15 protein-coding genes are annotated in these 16,119 nt (G+C 38.0%); 14 read left to right on the top strand and 1 reads right to left on the bottom strand.

Going from position 1 to position 16,119, the window contains the following annotated elements:
• The first annotated feature begins 79 nt into the window (after positions 1–79).
• The 14 genes from pheS (at position 80) to JEP40_RS14695 (ending at position 15,160) form a co-directional block, all read left to right on the top strand.
• On the top strand, positions 80–1,063 hold the full coding sequence (gene pheS / locus JEP40_RS14760; RefSeq protein ID WP_072070368.1) for a phenylalanine--tRNA ligase subunit alpha: 984 nt from the start codon (positions 80–82) through the stop codon (positions 1,061–1,063).
• A 14-nt stretch (positions 1,064–1,077) separates the two neighbouring features.
• Positions 1,078–3,465 (top strand): phenylalanine--tRNA ligase subunit beta, encoded by a 2,388-nt coding sequence (gene pheT, locus JEP40_RS14755; protein ID WP_198624144.1) that lies wholly within the window; start codon positions 1,078–1,080, stop codon positions 3,463–3,465.
• A gap of 4 nt (positions 3,466–3,469) precedes the next feature.
• A complete protein-coding gene (ihfA, locus tag JEP40_RS14750; protein WP_036937394.1) occupies positions 3,470–3,766 on the top strand; it encodes an integration host factor subunit alpha in 297 nt (98 codons plus the stop codon).
• 345 nt (positions 3,767–4,111) lie between these two features.
• Positions 4,112–5,119, top strand: coding sequence for a vitamin B12 ABC transporter permease BtuC (gene btuC / locus JEP40_RS14745; protein ID WP_198624143.1), 1,008 nt, complete (start codon positions 4,112–4,114; stop codon positions 5,117–5,119).
• A gap of 1 nt (position 5,120) precedes the next feature.
• The gene (locus JEP40_RS14740) at positions 5,121–5,867 is read left to right on the top strand and encodes an ATP-binding cassette domain-containing protein (RefSeq protein WP_198624142.1); all 747 of its coding nucleotides are present in this window, start codon (positions 5,121–5,123) and stop codon (positions 5,865–5,867) included.
• Between the two features lie 136 nt (positions 5,868–6,003).
• Complete coding sequence (gene arnB, locus JEP40_RS14735; RefSeq protein ID WP_198624141.1) at positions 6,004–7,149, top strand: UDP-4-amino-4-deoxy-L-arabinose aminotransferase; 1,146 nt, start codon at positions 6,004–6,006, stop codon at positions 7,147–7,149.
• On the top strand, positions 7,150–8,130 hold the full coding sequence (gene arnC / locus JEP40_RS14730; RefSeq protein WP_198624140.1) for an undecaprenyl-phosphate 4-deoxy-4-formamido-L-arabinose transferase: 981 nt from the start codon (positions 7,150–7,152) through the stop codon (positions 8,128–8,130).
• Complete coding sequence (gene arnA / locus JEP40_RS14725) at positions 8,130–10,112, top strand: bifunctional UDP-4-amino-4-deoxy-L-arabinose formyltransferase/UDP-glucuronic acid oxidase ArnA (RefSeq protein WP_198624139.1); 1,983 nt, start codon at positions 8,130–8,132, stop codon at positions 10,110–10,112. The genes arnC and arnA overlap by 1 nt, the downstream gene beginning before the upstream one ends.
• 9 nt (positions 10,113–10,121) lie before the next feature.
• Positions 10,122–11,015, top strand: coding sequence for a 4-deoxy-4-formamido-L-arabinose-phosphoundecaprenol deformylase (gene arnD / locus JEP40_RS14720; RefSeq protein WP_198624138.1), 894 nt, complete (start codon positions 10,122–10,124; stop codon positions 11,013–11,015).
• A gap of 7 nt (positions 11,016–11,022) precedes the next feature.
• Positions 11,023–12,687 (top strand): lipid IV(A) 4-amino-4-deoxy-L-arabinosyltransferase, encoded by a 1,665-nt coding sequence (gene arnT / locus JEP40_RS14715; protein ID WP_198624137.1) that lies wholly within the window; start codon positions 11,023–11,025, stop codon positions 12,685–12,687.
• Entirely contained in the window at positions 12,687–13,028 is a 342-nt protein-coding gene (gene arnE / locus JEP40_RS14710) for a 4-amino-4-deoxy-L-arabinose-phosphoundecaprenol flippase subunit ArnE (RefSeq protein ID WP_198624136.1), read from the top strand. The genes arnT and arnE overlap by 1 nt, the downstream gene beginning before the upstream one ends.
• Positions 13,025–13,423, top strand: coding sequence for a 4-amino-4-deoxy-L-arabinose-phosphoundecaprenol flippase subunit ArnF (arnF, locus tag JEP40_RS14705; protein ID WP_198624135.1), 399 nt, complete (start codon positions 13,025–13,027; stop codon positions 13,421–13,423). The genes arnE and arnF overlap by 4 nt, the downstream gene beginning before the upstream one ends.
• Before the next feature lie 148 nt (positions 13,424–13,571).
• Positions 13,572–14,063, top strand: a complete 492-nt coding sequence (locus JEP40_RS14700; RefSeq protein WP_198624134.1) for a C40 family peptidase — start codon at positions 13,572–13,574, stop codon at positions 14,061–14,063.
• A gap of 77 nt (positions 14,064–14,140) precedes the next feature.
• The gene (locus JEP40_RS14695; protein ID WP_198624133.1) at positions 14,141–15,160 is read left to right on the top strand and encodes a lipoate--protein ligase A; all 1,020 of its coding nucleotides are present in this window, start codon (positions 14,141–14,143) and stop codon (positions 15,158–15,160) included.
• An 80-nt stretch (positions 15,161–15,240) separates the two neighbouring features.
• Here the strand turns inward: JEP40_RS14695 and JEP40_RS14690 are convergent, their stop codons facing one another.
• Positions 15,241–15,609 (bottom strand): helix-turn-helix domain-containing protein, encoded by a 369-nt coding sequence (locus tag JEP40_RS14690; RefSeq protein WP_072070346.1) that lies wholly within the window; start codon positions 15,607–15,609, stop codon positions 15,241–15,243.
• Positions 15,610–16,119: the final 510 nt, after the last annotated feature.

The following is a 16,119-nucleotide window of genomic DNA, read 5'->3' as shown; positions in this document are numbered from 1 at the left end:
AGAAACCAAAAAGGGCAATTTTATTCGTCATCATTGATAACAACTAATAGACCTCATCAGGTCAAAGGAAGAGGAAACGATGCCACATCTCGCTGAACTCGTTGCTCAAGCTAAAGCAGCTATCGAAGAGGCACAGGATGTTGCTGCGCTGGATTCGGTTCGTGTTGAATACTTGGGGAAAAAAGGTCATTTAACGCTTCAGATGTCCACGCTGCGCGACTTACCCGCGGAAGATCGTCCAGCTGCAGGGGCTGTCATTAACCAGGCTAAACAAGAAGTTCAGCAAGCGCTGAATTCTCGTAAAGAAATCATGGAATCAGCATTATTAAACGAGCGTTTATCTGCTGAGAAAATTGATGTTTCTTTACCTGGTCGCCGTATTGAAAACGGTGGTCTACACCCAGTAACTCGTACAATTGAACGTATTGAAACTTTCTTTGGCGAATTAGGGTTTTCTGTAGAGTCAGGCCCTGAAATTGAAGATGATTATCATAATTTTGATGCGTTAAATATCCCTGCACATCATCCAGCAAGAGCTGATCACGATACATTCTGGTTTGATGCGAAACGTTTACTACGTACGCAAACATCTGGTGTGCAAATTCGTACCATGCAAGATAAACAGCCACCTATCCGTATTATTGCACCTGGTCGTGTATATCGTAATGACTACGATCAGACTCACACACCAATGTTCCACCAAATTGAAGGCTTAATTGTTGATAAAGACATTAGTTTTACCAATTTGAAAGGAACACTGCACGATTTTCTGAAAAACTTTTTTGAAGAAGATATGGAAATTCGCTTCCGTCCTTCCTATTTCCCATTCACAGAACCTTCTGCTGAAGTCGATGTCATGGGCAAAAATGGTAAATGGTTAGAAGTGTTGGGCTGCGGTATGGTTCACCCAAATGTATTACGTAATGTAGGAATCGATCCTGAAGTCTATTCAGGCTTTGCGTTCGGCATGGGTATGGAACGCCTAACTATGTTACGTTACGGTGTCACAGACTTGCGTTCATTCTTCGAAAACGATCTTCGTTTCCTCAAACAGTTTAAATAAGGTGGGATTATCTCATGAAATTCAGTGAACTTTGGTTACGTGAGTGGGTAAACCCAGCGATTAGTAGCGAAGAACTTTCTGAACAGCTGACAATGGCTGGCCTTGAAGTTGATGGTGTTGAAGCTGTTGCCGGTGATTTTCACGGTGTGTTTGTTGGCGAAGTTGTTGAGTGTGGGCAACATCCAAACGCAGATAAATTACGTGTGACTAAAGTCAACGTAGGCGGTGACAGATTACTCGATATCGTTTGTGGTGCACCTAACTGCCGTCAAGGCCTAAAAGTTGCAGTTGCAACAGTAGGAGCGGTATTACCAGGCGATTTTAAAATTAAAGCAGCAAAACTGCGTGGCGAACCATCAGAAGGTATGCTGTGTTCATTTTCTGAATTAGCTATCTCAGAAAATCATGAAGGTATTATTGAATTGCCTGCTGATGCACCTATTGGCATGGATATTCGTGATTACTTAAAATTAAATGATAATGCTATTGAGATCAGTATCACACCAAACCGTGCTGATTGCTTAGGTATTTTAGGTGTTGCTCGTGATATTGCCGTTATCAACAAAATGGAATGCCAAGTACCTGATATGTCCCCGGTTGCGGCAACTTCTTCAGTGACATTCCCTGTTCGTGTTGAAGCGCCAGAAGCGTGTCCTCGATATTTAGGTCGTGTTTTCACCAATATGAATGTGAAGGCAAAAACACCTTTATGGATGCAAGAAAAATTACGTCGTGGTGGTATTCGATCTATTGATCCAATTGTTGATATTACTAACCTAATTCTACTTGAAATGGGTCAGCCTCTGCATGCGTTCGACCTTGATCGCGTTGAGGGTGCTGTTGTTGTTCGTATGGGTAAAGACGGTGAAAAACTAACTTTACTTGATGGCAATGAAATTACATTAAAAGATGATGTTCTAGTTATTGCTGATGAAAAACACGCATTAGGTATGGCAGGTATTTTTGGTGGCGAATCATCAGGTGTTAATGAAGAAACTAAGAATGTATTTTTAGAGTGTGCATTCTTCTCTCCATTATCCATCACAGGCCGTGCACGCCGTTATGGCTTACATACTGATGCTTCTCATCGCTTTGAGCGTGGTGTTGATTCTGAGCTTCAATACAAGGCAATAGAGCGCGCAACTAAGCTACTGTTAGAAATTTGTGGTGGTGAAGTTGGTGAAGTGATTGATGTAACCAATAAAGCATATTTACCCAATATTGCTCCGGTTAAATTAACGCGTAACAAATTAGACCGTTTATTAGGTCACGTTATTGATGACGCACAAGTTTTGGATTCATTAATTCGCTTAGGTTTCACCGTTACTGTTGAAAATGATGGTTGGTTAGCAAGCGTTCCTTCATGGCGTTTCGATGTTCAAATCGAAGAAGACCTTATTGAAGAGGTAGCTCGTATTTATGGTTACAACAATATTCCTGATGTGCCATTACGTGCTGATTTGGTGATGACTAATCATCGCGAAGCTAACTTGTCGTTAAAACGCGTTAAAACAATGCTAGTAGATAATGGTTTCCAAGAAGCCATCACTTATAGCTTTGTTGATCCGAAGATCCAAGCTTTATTACATCCAAATGAAGAAGCATTAATTCTACCTAATCCAATTTCAGCTGATATGTCAGCAATGAGATTGTCTCTACTGACCGGATTATTGACGACCACTGTATATAATCAAAACCGTCAACAATCCAGAGTTAGGTTATTTGAAGCAGGTCTGCGTTTTGTTCCTGATAATCAAGCAGAATATGGAATACGTCAGGAACTGATGTTGGCTGGTGTGATTGCGGGCAACCGTTATGAAGAACATTGGGCTTTAGAGAAGCAAACTGTTGATTTCTTTGATTTGAAAGGTAATATTGAATCAATTCTGGAATTGACAGGCCAGCTAGATGAAATTACATTTAAAGCAGCTAATCATTCAGCACTTCATCCGGGACAAAGTGCTGGGATTTATCTGAGAAATGAATACATTGGCTGTATTGGCGTTGTTCATCCAGAGCTTGAACGTAAACTTGACTTAAACGGCCGTACGGTAGTATTCGAAATACGTTGGAATGCAATTGCAAATCGCAGTTTACCACAAGCAAAAGCAGTTTCTCGTTACCCTTCGAATCGTAGAGATATCGCTGTAGTTGTTCCGAATGATGTTGCTGCAGAAGATATTTTAGCCGAATGTAAGAAAGTTGGCGGAAATCAAATAGTTGGCATAAACTTATTTGACGTGTATTGTGGTAAGGGAGTAGCAGAGGGCTATAAAAGCCTCGCTATTAGCATAATCTTGCAGGATATCGAGCATACACTGGAAGAAGATGAGATTGCTGCAACAGTAAGTAACTGTGTCGCAGCATTGAAACAGCGATTCCAAGCATCCTTGAGGGACTAGACCTATGGCGCTTACAAAAGCTGAAATGGCAGAAAATCTGTTTGAAAAACTTGGTGTTAGCAAACGCGATGCAAAAGACCTTGTAGAAGCCTTTTTTGAGGAAGTGCGTCGTTCTCTTGAAAATGGAGAACAGGTGAAGCTGTCTGGATTCGGAAACTTTGACCTGCGTGATAAAAATCAGCGCCCAGGTCGTAATCCGAAAACAGGGGAAGACATTCCTATTACGGCTCGCCGTGTTGTTACTTTCCGCCCTGGACAAAAGTTAAAAAGCCGGGTTGAGAGCGCAACACCAAAAGAGTAAAAATTAAAAACACCCAAAACGGCTTTCTATTGAAGGCCGTTTTTTTGCTTTTTTATCTGTAATTTTATTATGATATTTTAGTTTAGAGGATGATTTATTTATTAATATCAACTAAATAGGCGTTTGTATTTAGATTGAGTATTTTTTAATAACCTGCATTTCTTATTATTTATCATTTAGTTAAATACTCTAATAACAGACACATCTCTCCGTTATTATTCACTCCCAATTAAGATGTTTTAAAATTAGCTTTTCATCATTGAATACGAACATGTTATGTTGCATTAAAGGTATTTTATAAATAAAAACGATGAAAAAAGCGATAGTGTGTTGATAGGGAATAAAATGAGTAAAGATAATCCTCTTATTGAACTTAAAAAAAAACAAAGTATTGGCGATAGAAAAAAATTATTTTTGATGGTATCAATGTTGTGTCTTCTTTTTGTTTTTTCCCTTTCTCTCGGCGAAATTACCTTATTTCCACATAAGTGGTTAACCAATGAAGCTAAATTATTTATTTGGCAAATTCGACTACCAAGAATACTTGCAGTCATGATGGTAGGAGCAAGCTTAGCCATTGCTGGTGCTATTATGCAGGCTTTATTTCAAAATCCGTTGGCAGAACCAGGATTATTGGGAGTAAGCAGTGGTGCTGGTGTGTGTGTTATATTACTGTTTGTTTTACATCTTGGGTCAAATCCTTGGTTAATAAGCAGTGTGGCGGTATTAGGCGCTTTAGGTATTACAATTCTATTAATGTGTTTTGCTCAAATAAAAAAACTTTCTAATGCCCAACTACTATTAATTGGTGTGGCATTGGGGGTTATGGCGAGTGCAGTCATGACTTGGTTGGTTTATTTCAGTTCAGCTTTAGATTTAAGACAACTAATGTATTGGTTGATGGGGAGTTTTAGTGGTATTGATTGGCGTCATCAAGCATTATTTTGGGCTCTTCTTCCGATAGTCGCGATCCTAATTCTACACGCAGATACTCTGAATTATTTATCATTAGGTTCGTTTAGGGCAAAGCAATTAGGAGTATCAGTTAATCGATGGCGCAATGGATTTATCTTAGCTGTCGGATTATTGATAGGGCTTAGTGTGGCTATAGCGGGGGCTATTAGCTTTATCGGTCTTGTTGTACCTCATTTATTACGATTGAGTGGCATAACTCATTATAAAACATTGTTACCTGCATGCGCACTCACGGGGAGTGGATTGTTATTATTTGCTGATCTTTTATCTCGCTTAATACTAAATGGTGCAGAAGTTCCGATAGGTGTGATTACGGCAACACTTGGTGCCCCTTTGTTTATCTGGTTATTAGTAACGAAAGAGATGGGACGTTTGTGATATGGCGCTACTTAAACTTGATAATTTGAGTGTTGATAATCGACTCCACACATTCACAGGGATTGTGAATTATGGTGAACGTATTCACTTAATTGGCGCGAATGGTGCAGGAAAAAGTACTCTTTTAATGGCTATAGCGGGAGAACTCCCATTTAGTGGCGGAATTATTCTAAACGAAACCTCAATAAGACATTATAAATATGATGATCTTTCTAGAATGCAAAGCATTGTTGTACAACAATTAGAGGCTTTGTCGTTTATGCCCGTTTTTCATTATCTCGCTTTATATCACAAAGTATCTGAAATGGATGTTGAGCAACTAAATGTATTGTTGCGTGATTTTCAGATTGATAATTTTTTATCAAAAAATATTCATCATTTGTCTGGAGGAGAGTGGCAACGGATCAGGATCGCTGGCGCATTTATTCAGTTATGGTCAAGTTACGATTTAAAAGGAAAGTTAATGTTACTTGATGAACCAACGAATAATCTAGATATCGTACAATTGGCGATTTTAGACAAATGGCTTGATATATTTTGCCAACAAGGTGGCGCTGTTATTCTAAGTACACACGATTTAAATCATTCCTATCAAAAAGCAGACAGAGTTTGGCTAATAAAAAATGGATATTTAGTTGATTCTGGATCACCTGCGCTCTTATTGGACGAAAAATTATTATCAACTACATTTAATACAAATATCAAATGCATCAATGATGTTGATCATATTGATTGGCAAATTTTTTAATATTATGACTATTGAGGCGATCATCCCCAAGTAATTATTAAGGTTTTTTTAATGTTTTCTTAATAAGACGGATGTCGATGAACAATAGTTTGTATATAATTGTTTTTATTCATTCATTAATTAGGCTACATTTTTTATGAGTCACTTCCTTCCTTTTTCTCGTCCGGCGATTGGCGATGAAGAAATCAAAGCCGTTGAAGATGTATTGCGTTCAGGTTGGATCACAACCGGCCCTCAGAACCATCAATTAGAGCAAGACTTCTGTGAAAAATTTGGTAGCAAGCATGCTATTGCAATTTGCTCTGCCACTGCGGGTATGCATGTTGTTCTAATGGCTATGGGAATTGGTGCTGGTGATGAAGTTATCACGCCATCACAAACGTGGGTGTCAACCATTAACATCATTACGTTACTTGGTGCAGAGCCGGTGATGATTGATGTCGACCGTGATACTTTGATGGTAAGTGCAGAAGATGTCAAAAAGGCGATTACCCCTAAAACGAAGGCAATTATTCCGGTTCATTATGCAGGTGCACCTTGTGATTTGGATGCATTACGAAAAGTTGCACAAGATGCGGGAATTCCTCTGATTGAAGATGCCGCACATGCGATTGGTACTCGTTATAAAAATGAATGGATTGGTGAAAAAGGAACCTCTATTTTCTCTTTTCACGCTATTAAGAACGTAACTTGTGCTGAAGGTGGGTTGGTTGTTACTGATAATGATGAATTAGCCAATAGAGTACGTTGCTTAAAATTTCATGGCTTAGGTGTTGATGCCTTTGACAGACAAATTCAAGGGCGTAAGCCTCAAGCTGAAGTTGTTGAACCGGGCTATAAATATAATTTATCTGATATTCACGCCACTATTGCTGTGGTGCAATTAGGGCGTTTAGAGGAAATGAACGCGAAACGTGCTGAATTAGTAGCACTATATCGTGAAAAACTAAAGGACTCACCATTAGAGATGTTGAGTATTCCTGAATACCCTCATTTGCATGCTAATCACCTATTTATGGTGAGAGTAGATAAAAATATTTGTGGTATCGATCGTGATACCTTTATGGAAAAATTGAAGCAAAAGGAAATTGGTACAGGACTTCATTTCCGTGCAGCGCATACACAAAAATATTATCGTGAGCGCTATCCCGCTTTATCCCTTCCTCAATCAGAATGGAACTCTGCAACGTTATGCTCGTTGCCGTTGTTTCCTGATATGAGTAATGAAGATGTTATTCGCGTTGTAGATGCGATCAATGAAATTCTTTCGGAGCATATCTAAGTGTCAACATTTGATAAAATCAAAAAAGTATCGGTTGTAATCCCCGTTTATAACGAAGAAGAAAGCCTTCCCCAGCTTTTAGAGCGTACTATAAAAAGCTGTAAACAATTAGAACAAGAGTATGAACTGATCCTTGTTGATGATGGCAGTAGTGATAATTCAGCCAAAATGCTAGAAGAAGCGGCTGCTATTGAAGAGAATCACATAATTGCAATTATTTTGAATCGTAACTATGGCCAACACTCTGCAATTATGGCTGGCTTTAATCAAGCTGATGGTGATTTAGTCATTACATTAGATGCAGACTTACAAAACCCACCTGAAGAGATCCCAAGACTCGTTACAACGGCAGAAGAAGGTTATGATGTTGTGGGTACTCGTCGTCGCAATCGTCAAGACTCATGGTTTCGTAAAACAGCTTCAAAAATGATTAACTCCATGATAACCAAGGCGACAGGTCGTTCTATGGGAGATTATGGATGTATGCTACGTGCATATCGTCGCCATATTGTTGAAGCTATGTTACAGTGTCACGAAAGAAGTACCTTTATTCCTATTCTTGCTAACACATTTGCTCGTCGTACTATTGAGATTGATGTCGCACACGCAGAGCGTGAATATGGTGATTCAAAATATAGTTTTTTAAAGCTAATTAATCTGATGTACGACCTTTTAACTTGCCTTACTACGGCACCGTTACGTTTATTAAGCATTGTCGGCAGTGTGATCGCTGTTTCTGGCTTTGTCTTAGCATTACTTCTAATTGTTTTGCGTATTATTTTCGGTGCAATGTGGGCCGCTGAAGGTGTATTCACACTTTTCGCAATCTTATTTATGTTTATCGGTGCGCAGTTCGTTGCAATGGGCTTATTAGGTGAATATATAGGCCGGATTTATAATGATGTAAGAGCGCGTCCTCGGTATTTTATCCAAAAAGTGGTTGGTGTTAACAAACCCAACGAAGATCAGGAAAAAGACTAATGAAAGCAATAGTATTTGCCTATCACGATATTGGCTGTGTTGGTTTAAAAGCACTTGAAAAAGCAGGTTATGATATTCAGGCTGTATTTACCCACACTGACGATCCAAACGAAAACCATTTTTTCTCATCTGTGGCTCGTGTGAGTGCAGAAATGGGATTGACAGTATTCGCGCCTGAAAATGTCAATCACCCATTATGGGTTGAACGTATCCGTGAAATGAAACCTGATGTCATTTTTTCTTTCTATTATCGTCACATGTTAAGTGATGAGATCCTGAATTTGGCACCAAAAGGCGCATTTAATTTACACGGTTCTTTATTACCAAAATACCGTGGTCGTGCACCAATTAACTGGGCGATTGTGAATGGTGAAACAGAAACAGGTGTTACTCTGCATAAAATGACAGCGAAAGCTGATGCGGGTGATATCGTTGCTCAAGAAAAAGTTACCATCGCAGATAATGATACTTCTCTGATTTTACATGAAAAAGTAAGAGAAGCAGCGAGTAAGTTACTCTCTAGTGCATTACCGCATATTGTATCAGGTGATTATTCAACAACTGCACAAGATGAAAGCCAAGCTACTTACTTTGGTCGTCGTTGTGCTGATGATGGTTTAATCGACTGGAATGCAGACGCAAAAACAGTCCACAATTTAGTACGTGCCGTTACTGAACCATATCCAGGTGCATTTACTTTCTTAGGTGAACGTAAAATGATTATCTGGCGTTCTCGTGTTGTTGCAGATAATCAAGGTAAACGTCCAGGTACGGTTATATCAACAGAACCTTTAGTGATTGCATGTGAGAAAGGCGCAATCGAAGTGGTAACTGGTCAAAGTGAAAATGGTCTTTATGTTCAAGGAAGTCGTTTAGCGACTGAAATGGGCATTGTGACAGATGTTCGTGTTGGGCCAAAAGCAACTGCACAAGTTAAACGTCGTAAACGTGTTCTTATTTTAGGTGTGAATGGCTTTATTGGTAACCATTTAACTGAGCGCCTATTGAAAGATGATAACTATGATATCTATGGTATGGATATCGGTTCTTCTGCAATTGAACGCTTTATTGGTAATCCACGTTTCCACTTTATTGAAGGTGACGTGAGTATTCATACAGAATGGATTGAATATCACATTAAAAAATGTGATGTTATTCTGCCATTAGTGGCTATTGCAACGCCAATTGAATATACCCGTAATCCATTACGTGTATTTGAATTAGACTTTGAAGAAAACTTAAAAATCGTACGTTATTGCGTTAAATATAATAAACGTATTATTTTCCCATCCACATCAGAAGTTTATGGTATGTGTGATGATAAAGAATTTGATGAAGATAATTCACGTCTGATTGTTGGTCCTATTAATAAACAACGTTGGATTTACTCTGTATCTAAACAGTTATTAGACCGAGTTATTTGGGCTTACGGTGCTAAAGAAGGTCTGAAATTTACATTATTCCGTCCATTTAACTGGATGGGGCCTCGTTTAGACAACTTAAATTCAGCGCGTATTGGTAGTTCTCGTGCCATTACACAATTAATTCTGAACTTAGTTGAAGGTTCACCAATTAAATTGGTTGATGGTGGTGAGCAAAAACGTTGTTTCACTGATATCAATGATGGTATTGAGGCGTTATTCCGTATTATTGAAAACCGTGATAACAAATGTGATGGCCAAATTATCAATATTGGTAACCCAACTAACGAAGCAAGTATTCGCGAATTAGCAGAAATGCTGTTAGATTGCTTTGAAAAACATGAGTTACGGGGTCATTTCCCTCCATTTGCAGGCTTCAAGAAAATCGAAAGTAGTAGTTACTACGGTAAAGGCTACCAAGATGTTGAACACCGTAAGCCAAGCATTAAAAACGCAGAGCGTTTATTGAATTGGAAACCGAGTATTGAAACCCGTCAAACTGTAGAAGAAACATTAGACTTCTTCTTACGTGGTGCGGTTGAAGAATTAGGCGATAAATAGGATCAAATAATGAAGAAAGTTGGTTTGAGAGTTGATGTGGATACTTATCAAGGAACGAAGCAAGGTATTCCACAACTACTGGATGTATTTGCCAGACATAACATTCATGCCAGCTTCTTTTTTAGTGTGGGTCCAGATAATATGGGGCGCCATTTATGGCGCCTTTTAAAACCAAAATTTTTATGGAAAATGCTGAGATCTAACGCTGCATCGCTGTATGGATTAGATATTTTATTAGCAGGAACGGCATGGCCAGGCAAAAAAATTGCTAAGGATCTAGGTTATTTGATGAAAGAAACCCAAAATGCAGGGCATGAAGTAGGGTTACATTCATGGGATCACCAAGGTTGGCAAGCAAAAGTCGCTCGTTGGTCAACAGAAGAATTAATGCAACAAGTTCGTTTAGGTGTCGAAGCACTGGAAAAAGCACTTGAAAACCCTGTAAAATGTTCAGCAGTTGCTGGATGGCGTGCTGATGAGCGCGTATTAACAGTTAAAGAAACTTTTCAATTTGATTACAATAGCGATTGCCGAGGAACGCATCCTTTTAGACCTATTTTAGAAAATGGTTCTATCGGTACGGTGCAAATTCCAGTAACATTACCAACTTATGATGAAGTCGTCGGCACAAAGGTAAAGGAAGAGGATTTTAATCAATTTATTATTGATGAAATCAAAAAAGACAGTGGAATACCTGTTTATACTATCCATACCGAAGTTGAAGGAATGTCAAAAGCAGCTCAGTTTGAGCAGTTACTGGCAATGATTGCAAATGAAGGCATCGAATTCTGTCCGTTAAGCGATTTATTACCACAAGATAAAGAAACGCTTCCGATGGGTAAAGTTGTTCGATCTGACTTTCCAGGTCGAGAAGGCTGGTTAGGGTGCCAACAAGAGGTCTAACGAAACTATGTTGAATAACCGGGCGAGTAAAATCGGGGCCATCCTCTTGGCTCTTTTTTTTGTTCTTACCTACTTATTTCCATTGAACAGCCGGTTATTATGGCAACCAGATGAAACCCGTTATGCGGAAATTAGCCGCGAAATGGTGGTGAGCGGGAACTGGATTGTTCCTCATATGCTCGATATTCGCTATTTCGAAAAGCCTGTTGCAGGTTATTGGATCAATAATGTTAGCCAATTGATTTTTGGCCACACAAATTTTGCTGTGCGCTTTGGTTCAGTTATTTCTATTCTATTAAGCACATTACTTGTTTATTTACTGGCAAGAATGATGTGGCGTAACCGTCAAGTCGCTTTTGTTTCTAGCTTAATTTATTTATCCATGTTTTTAGTGTTTAGCGTAGGTACTTACAGTGTATTAGATCCTATGTTAGCACTTTGGGTTACCGCGAGTATGGTCTGCTGTTTTTGGGCACTGAAAGCGACGACGATAAAAACGCGAATATTAGCTTGGATAACATTAGGTTTGGCTTGTGGTATGGCATTTATGACTAAGGGATTTTTAGCATTAGCGATCCCTGTCATTGTGATGATACCTATTACTCTTTATCAAAAACAATTTACTCAAATGTTGCTCTATGGCTTACTTGCGGTGTTTAGTGCTGCATTAATTAGTTTGCCGTGGGCGTTAGCTATTGCAAAAGCAGAGCCTGACTATTGGCACTATTTCTTTTGGATTGAACATATTCAGCGTTTTTCTGGTGAGGATGCTCAGCATAGTTCCCCATTCTGGTACTATATCCCTATTGTATTATTAGGGGTAATACCTTGGCTTGGTTTATTGCCTGGCGCATTAATGGGAGCATGGAAGAAAAGACGTAAACGTCCAGAGCTATTTTTCTTATTGTGTTGGTTTGTTGTTCCTTTTTTATTCTTTAGTGTTGCGAAGGGCAAGTTACCGACATATATGTTGCCATTTATGGCACCGCTTGCAATGCTAATGGCGAAATATGGTGTAGATTGTGCGCGTAAATTTAGAATGAAAGCACTACGTATTAATGGCTATATCAATATCTTTATTGGTGTTGCTGCCGTTGTTGCTATCTTAGTCATTCAACTTGCTTCTTCAAAACCTATTTACATGCCTTATGAGTGGTCTAAATGGGTTTTAGCCATCGTCGCATTCTCTTTATGGGGTATTATAGGTTACCTTTGCTCTACACTTAATGGTAAACATTGGTTATGGGCGGCATCTTGCTCGTTAGGCGTAAGTTTGTGTATTGGGCAGGCAATACCTAACAGCAGTGTTGATGGAAAGCTACCTCAAGAATTTATTCGTCAAAATATTGATACACTCAATGCGAGCAAATACATTGTAAGTAACAGTGTAGGTATTGGTGCTGGATTGGCGTGGGAATTACAACGTAGTGATATTTACCTTTATGAAAGAACAGGCGAGTTAACTTATGGTATTAAAGAGTATCCTGATTCTCAGCATAAATTAATTAAACCTGATAATTTTGCTCAATGGTTAGAGCAAGCAAGAAAAGAAGGTAATGTTTCAGTCGTTATTACGTTTAAAGATCCGAAAAAATTAGCTCAGTTGCCAAGACCTGAAGAGCTTGTGACAAATCATCGAGTTGCTATTTTAACGTATGAGAAGCGTAATTAATGTCCTTTGTTTTATTGCTGATCGTGAGTTTTTTGACCTGCATAGGACAAGTATGTCAAAAACAAGCAGTAGTTAGCTGGCAAAGTGACTCATTAACAAAAGTCAGGAAAACAATTTTCTGGCTTTTTGTTGCCATTGCAATGCTTGGTTTTGGGATGCTGTTTTGGTTACGATTATTACAAATCCTTCCTCTAAGTATTGCTTATCCCATGTTAAGTATCAATTTTATAGTGGTAACATTAATCGGACAGTTTGTTTATAAAGAGCCTGTTAATGTGAAGCATTGGATTGGTATTGCATCGATTATGGTTGGTATTGTATTGATGAGTATGCAAGCATGAAAGGCTATTTATGGGCGATGGGAAGTGCGCTATTAGTCACTATTGCTCAATTATTGTTAAAATTTGGTATGTCTGAACTACCGAAATTACAGTTAGAAAAACAGTGGGTTGATTTCTCATGGCTGTGGGCCAATATTACACCATTAAGTATTGTATTTGCTGGGCTTGTAGGGTATGTGCTGTCAATGGTTTGTTGGTTGTTCACTTTACGTACTATCCCTTTAAATAAAGCTTATCCACTTATTAGCTTGAGCTATGTTTTTGTTTATGTTCTTGCGGTGATATTACCTTGGTTTCAAGAAAACCCTTCATGGACAAAAACAGTGGGTGTTGCTTTTATTATGATAGGCGTTTGGTTGATTAGCCAGAAACCCAAAGAGTCGACATCACACTAAATTCAGAGTTTGGATTTTATTTTCTGTAGCTTGTTGGTTATTGTGCTATTTATTCTATTAATCTTGATTCATTCACCTTCAATAACTTGTTTTTGCTTAAAAAAGCAGATAGATTTTAAAATCTCTCGTAATAATAATGGTGGATGCAATGAGAAAGTCCGTTTTCTATCCTTTCTTACTCTGTATTATCCTACTGGCTGGATGTTCATCAAGTCCATCAAAACGCATTCCACCTGCACCTCCTTTAAAAACACAGCTTTCCGATCCTATTATGGTGATAGTGCAACTTAAATCACAACTTGAGCAGTGGTATGGTACACCTTATAGTTATGGTGGAATGACATCTTCAGGTATTGATTGTTCAGGGTTTGTCTATAAAACGTATAGTGATCGTTTTGATATTAAATTGCCTCGAATGACTATCGATCAAACCAAATATGGAACGCAAATCAGTAAAAGCGATTTAATGCCAGGGGATTTAGTATTTTTCAAAACAGGTGGCGGTGAAAATGGACTTCATGTCGGTATTTATGATACTGACAACACGTTTATTCACGCATCAACTAGCAAAGGGGTTACTCGCTCTTCTCTTGATAATATCTATTGGAAAAAAACATTCTGGCAAGCTCGCCGATTGTAATTTCGTGCCATTTAAGACCCTAATATATTGAAAGTTATGCTATCTTATACCTTATTTTCTTCATATAGGTATTCCTTATGTCAGGTAAGTTGCGACTGTTAATTTCCGAATCTTATGATCCTTGGTTTAACCTTGCTGTTGAAGAGTGTATTTTTAGACAAATGCCCGCAGATCAACGTGTACTTTTTCTGTGGCGTAATGATAATACGGTAGTTATTGGACGAGCCCAAAATCCGTGGAAAGAGTGTAATACGCGAAAAATGGATGAAGATGGCGTGAAATTAGCACGTCGTTCAAGTGGTGGTGGTGCTGTTTTCCACGATCTCGGTAATACCTGTTTTACCTTTATGGCGGGAAAACCAGAATATAATAAAACGATCTCAACTCAAATTATACTTGATGGCTTATCAAAAGCAGGTATACAAGCTACAGCATCAGGACGTAATGATTTAGTCGTACCTCAAGAAGAAGGTGAAAGAAAAATTTCAGGTTCGGCTTATAAAGAGACGAAAGATCGTGGTTTCCATCATGGTACTCTGTTAATTAACGCTAATTTATCTAGGCTCGCTAATTACTTAAATCCAGATCCTAAAAAGCTGCAAGCCAAAGGTATTACTTCAGTACGCTCTAGAGTAGCTAATTTGGTCGAGTTGGATCCTAATATAACCCATGAAAAACTATGTAAAACTATCACGGAAAGCTTTTTTGAGTACTATGGTGAGCGAGTCGATGCGGAAATTATTTCACCGCAAAAACTACCAAACTTACCCGGTTTTGAAGAGACATTCGCTAAGCAAAGTAGCTGGGAATGGAATTTTGGACAGGCCCCCGCATTTTCTCATTTGTTAGATAATCGTTTTAAATGGGGTGGTGTTGAACTGCATTTTGATATTGAGCGTGGTAATGTAGTTAGAAGTCAAATATATACAGATAGTTTAGAACCCGCAGCATTAGAAGCATTTTCAGATATGCTAGTTGGTAAACGTTATACGCCTGAGTCTTTAGAAGAACTTATTCAACAACTTATACAGCGTTATCCTAATAATAAAGGGGAGCTTAATGAGCTTGAAGAATGGCTTGTAACTGCAATTGCTTAATTTTTCTGAAAGAAAGAAAAAACCAGCTTAAAAAGCTGGTTTTTTTTATAACAAGTAACATTAATATGATGCTAAACCAATTAGTGATTTTCGCATGACATGAAACAATGAGTATCCGGCATTGTGCCATTTTCTCTAAACTTAGCCGGTGTAGTATTGAAATGTTTTTTAAAAATACGAGTAAATGTTGCTTGAGAGCTAAAGCCATACATTAAAGCGATGTCTAAAATGGACATATCTTTTTCTTGTAATGATTTAGCCGCTTCTAATAAGCGACGTTTGCGGACATATTCGCCTAATGTACAGCCTTTAAAATCTTTAAATATGCGTTGTAAGTGCCATTTTGAATAGCCACTTTTGTTCGCAATAGTATCGATTTTTATACCTTCGTTACGTTGTAACTGGGTTTCTAACCATTTTAGAATATCATTAACGACATTTTCAGCCATAAAACCTCCCACAAAAATGGTGGGGACACAGTGCCCAAGTAAATAGAATAGTAACGTATGTTATTTATAACCTATTTTAAGCATGGGGAAAATAACAGGTAGGCAAAAAGTGCTTTTTGTTATTGATAATCATTATCAAATTAATAGGTGAAAGCTATATATCTCAAGTAAGGTAGAGCTTAATAGATATTTTTGATTAAAAAAATAGTTTTAAACATATTTTATTTTGTTGAATTTATTGATTTATTTTTTTATTGGTAATGTTGTTATATCATTTATTTTTCATATTGTTATATTTTTTCGCGTGTTTTATAAGCTAATCAGTGATTAAGGTGTATTTTAAAGTCAATTTATTTGACTAAATAGGAAAGTTTAAAAATAAGATTTATTAATCAATTAAGGTGGTGTTACTTAGTGTATTTTATTTGAAATAAATAAGTATATAAAAATAAATTAACTCAGTCACAATCTAGAAAGCATGTGCTAGAAGGTAACTGAGTAAAATTAAGA

The organism is Proteus vulgaris (genome assembly GCF_016239305.1).
In the GTDB taxonomy this organism is placed as follows: Bacteria; Pseudomonadota; Gammaproteobacteria; order Enterobacterales; family Enterobacteriaceae; genus Proteus; species Proteus vulgaris_C.
The sequence above is the reverse complement of the archived record's forward strand: the minus strand, read 5'-3'. Positions and strand labels throughout refer to the sequence as shown.

Excerpts from the sequence above, each read along its gene's own strand:
- pheS (WP_072070368.1), top strand. The coding sequence starts at position 80 with ATGCCACATCTCGCTGAACTCGTTGCTCAAGCTAAAGCAGCTATCGAA.
- pheT (WP_198624144.1), top strand. The coding sequence starts at position 1,078 with ATGAAATTCAGTGAACTTTGGTTACGTGAGTGGGTAAACCCAGCGATT.
- ihfA (WP_036937394.1), top strand. The coding sequence starts at position 3,470 with ATGGCGCTTACAAAAGCTGAAATGGCAGAAAATCTGTTTGAAAAACTT.
- btuC (WP_198624143.1), top strand. The coding sequence starts at position 4,112 with ATGAGTAAAGATAATCCTCTTATTGAACTTAAAAAAAAACAAAGTATT.
- JEP40_RS14740 (WP_198624142.1), top strand. The coding sequence starts at position 5,121 with ATGGCGCTACTTAAACTTGATAATTTGAGTGTTGATAATCGACTCCAC.
- arnB (WP_198624141.1), top strand. The coding sequence starts at position 6,004 with ATGAGTCACTTCCTTCCTTTTTCTCGTCCGGCGATTGGCGATGAAGAA.
- arnA (WP_198624139.1), top strand. The coding sequence starts at position 8,130 with ATGAAAGCAATAGTATTTGCCTATCACGATATTGGCTGTGTTGGTTTA.
- arnD (WP_198624138.1), top strand. The coding sequence starts at position 10,122 with ATGAAGAAAGTTGGTTTGAGAGTTGATGTGGATACTTATCAAGGAACG.
- arnT (WP_198624137.1), top strand. The coding sequence starts at position 11,023 with ATGTTGAATAACCGGGCGAGTAAAATCGGGGCCATCCTCTTGGCTCTT.
- arnE (WP_198624136.1), top strand. The coding sequence starts at position 12,687 with ATGTCCTTTGTTTTATTGCTGATCGTGAGTTTTTTGACCTGCATAGGA.
- arnF (WP_198624135.1), top strand. The coding sequence starts at position 13,025 with ATGAAAGGCTATTTATGGGCGATGGGAAGTGCGCTATTAGTCACTATT.
- JEP40_RS14700 (WP_198624134.1), top strand. The coding sequence starts at position 13,572 with ATGAGAAAGTCCGTTTTCTATCCTTTCTTACTCTGTATTATCCTACTG.
- JEP40_RS14695 (WP_198624133.1), top strand. The coding sequence starts at position 14,141 with ATGTCAGGTAAGTTGCGACTGTTAATTTCCGAATCTTATGATCCTTGG.
- JEP40_RS14690 (WP_072070346.1), bottom strand. The coding sequence starts at position 15,609 with ATGGCTGAAAATGTCGTTAATGATATTCTAAAATGGTTAGAAACCCAG.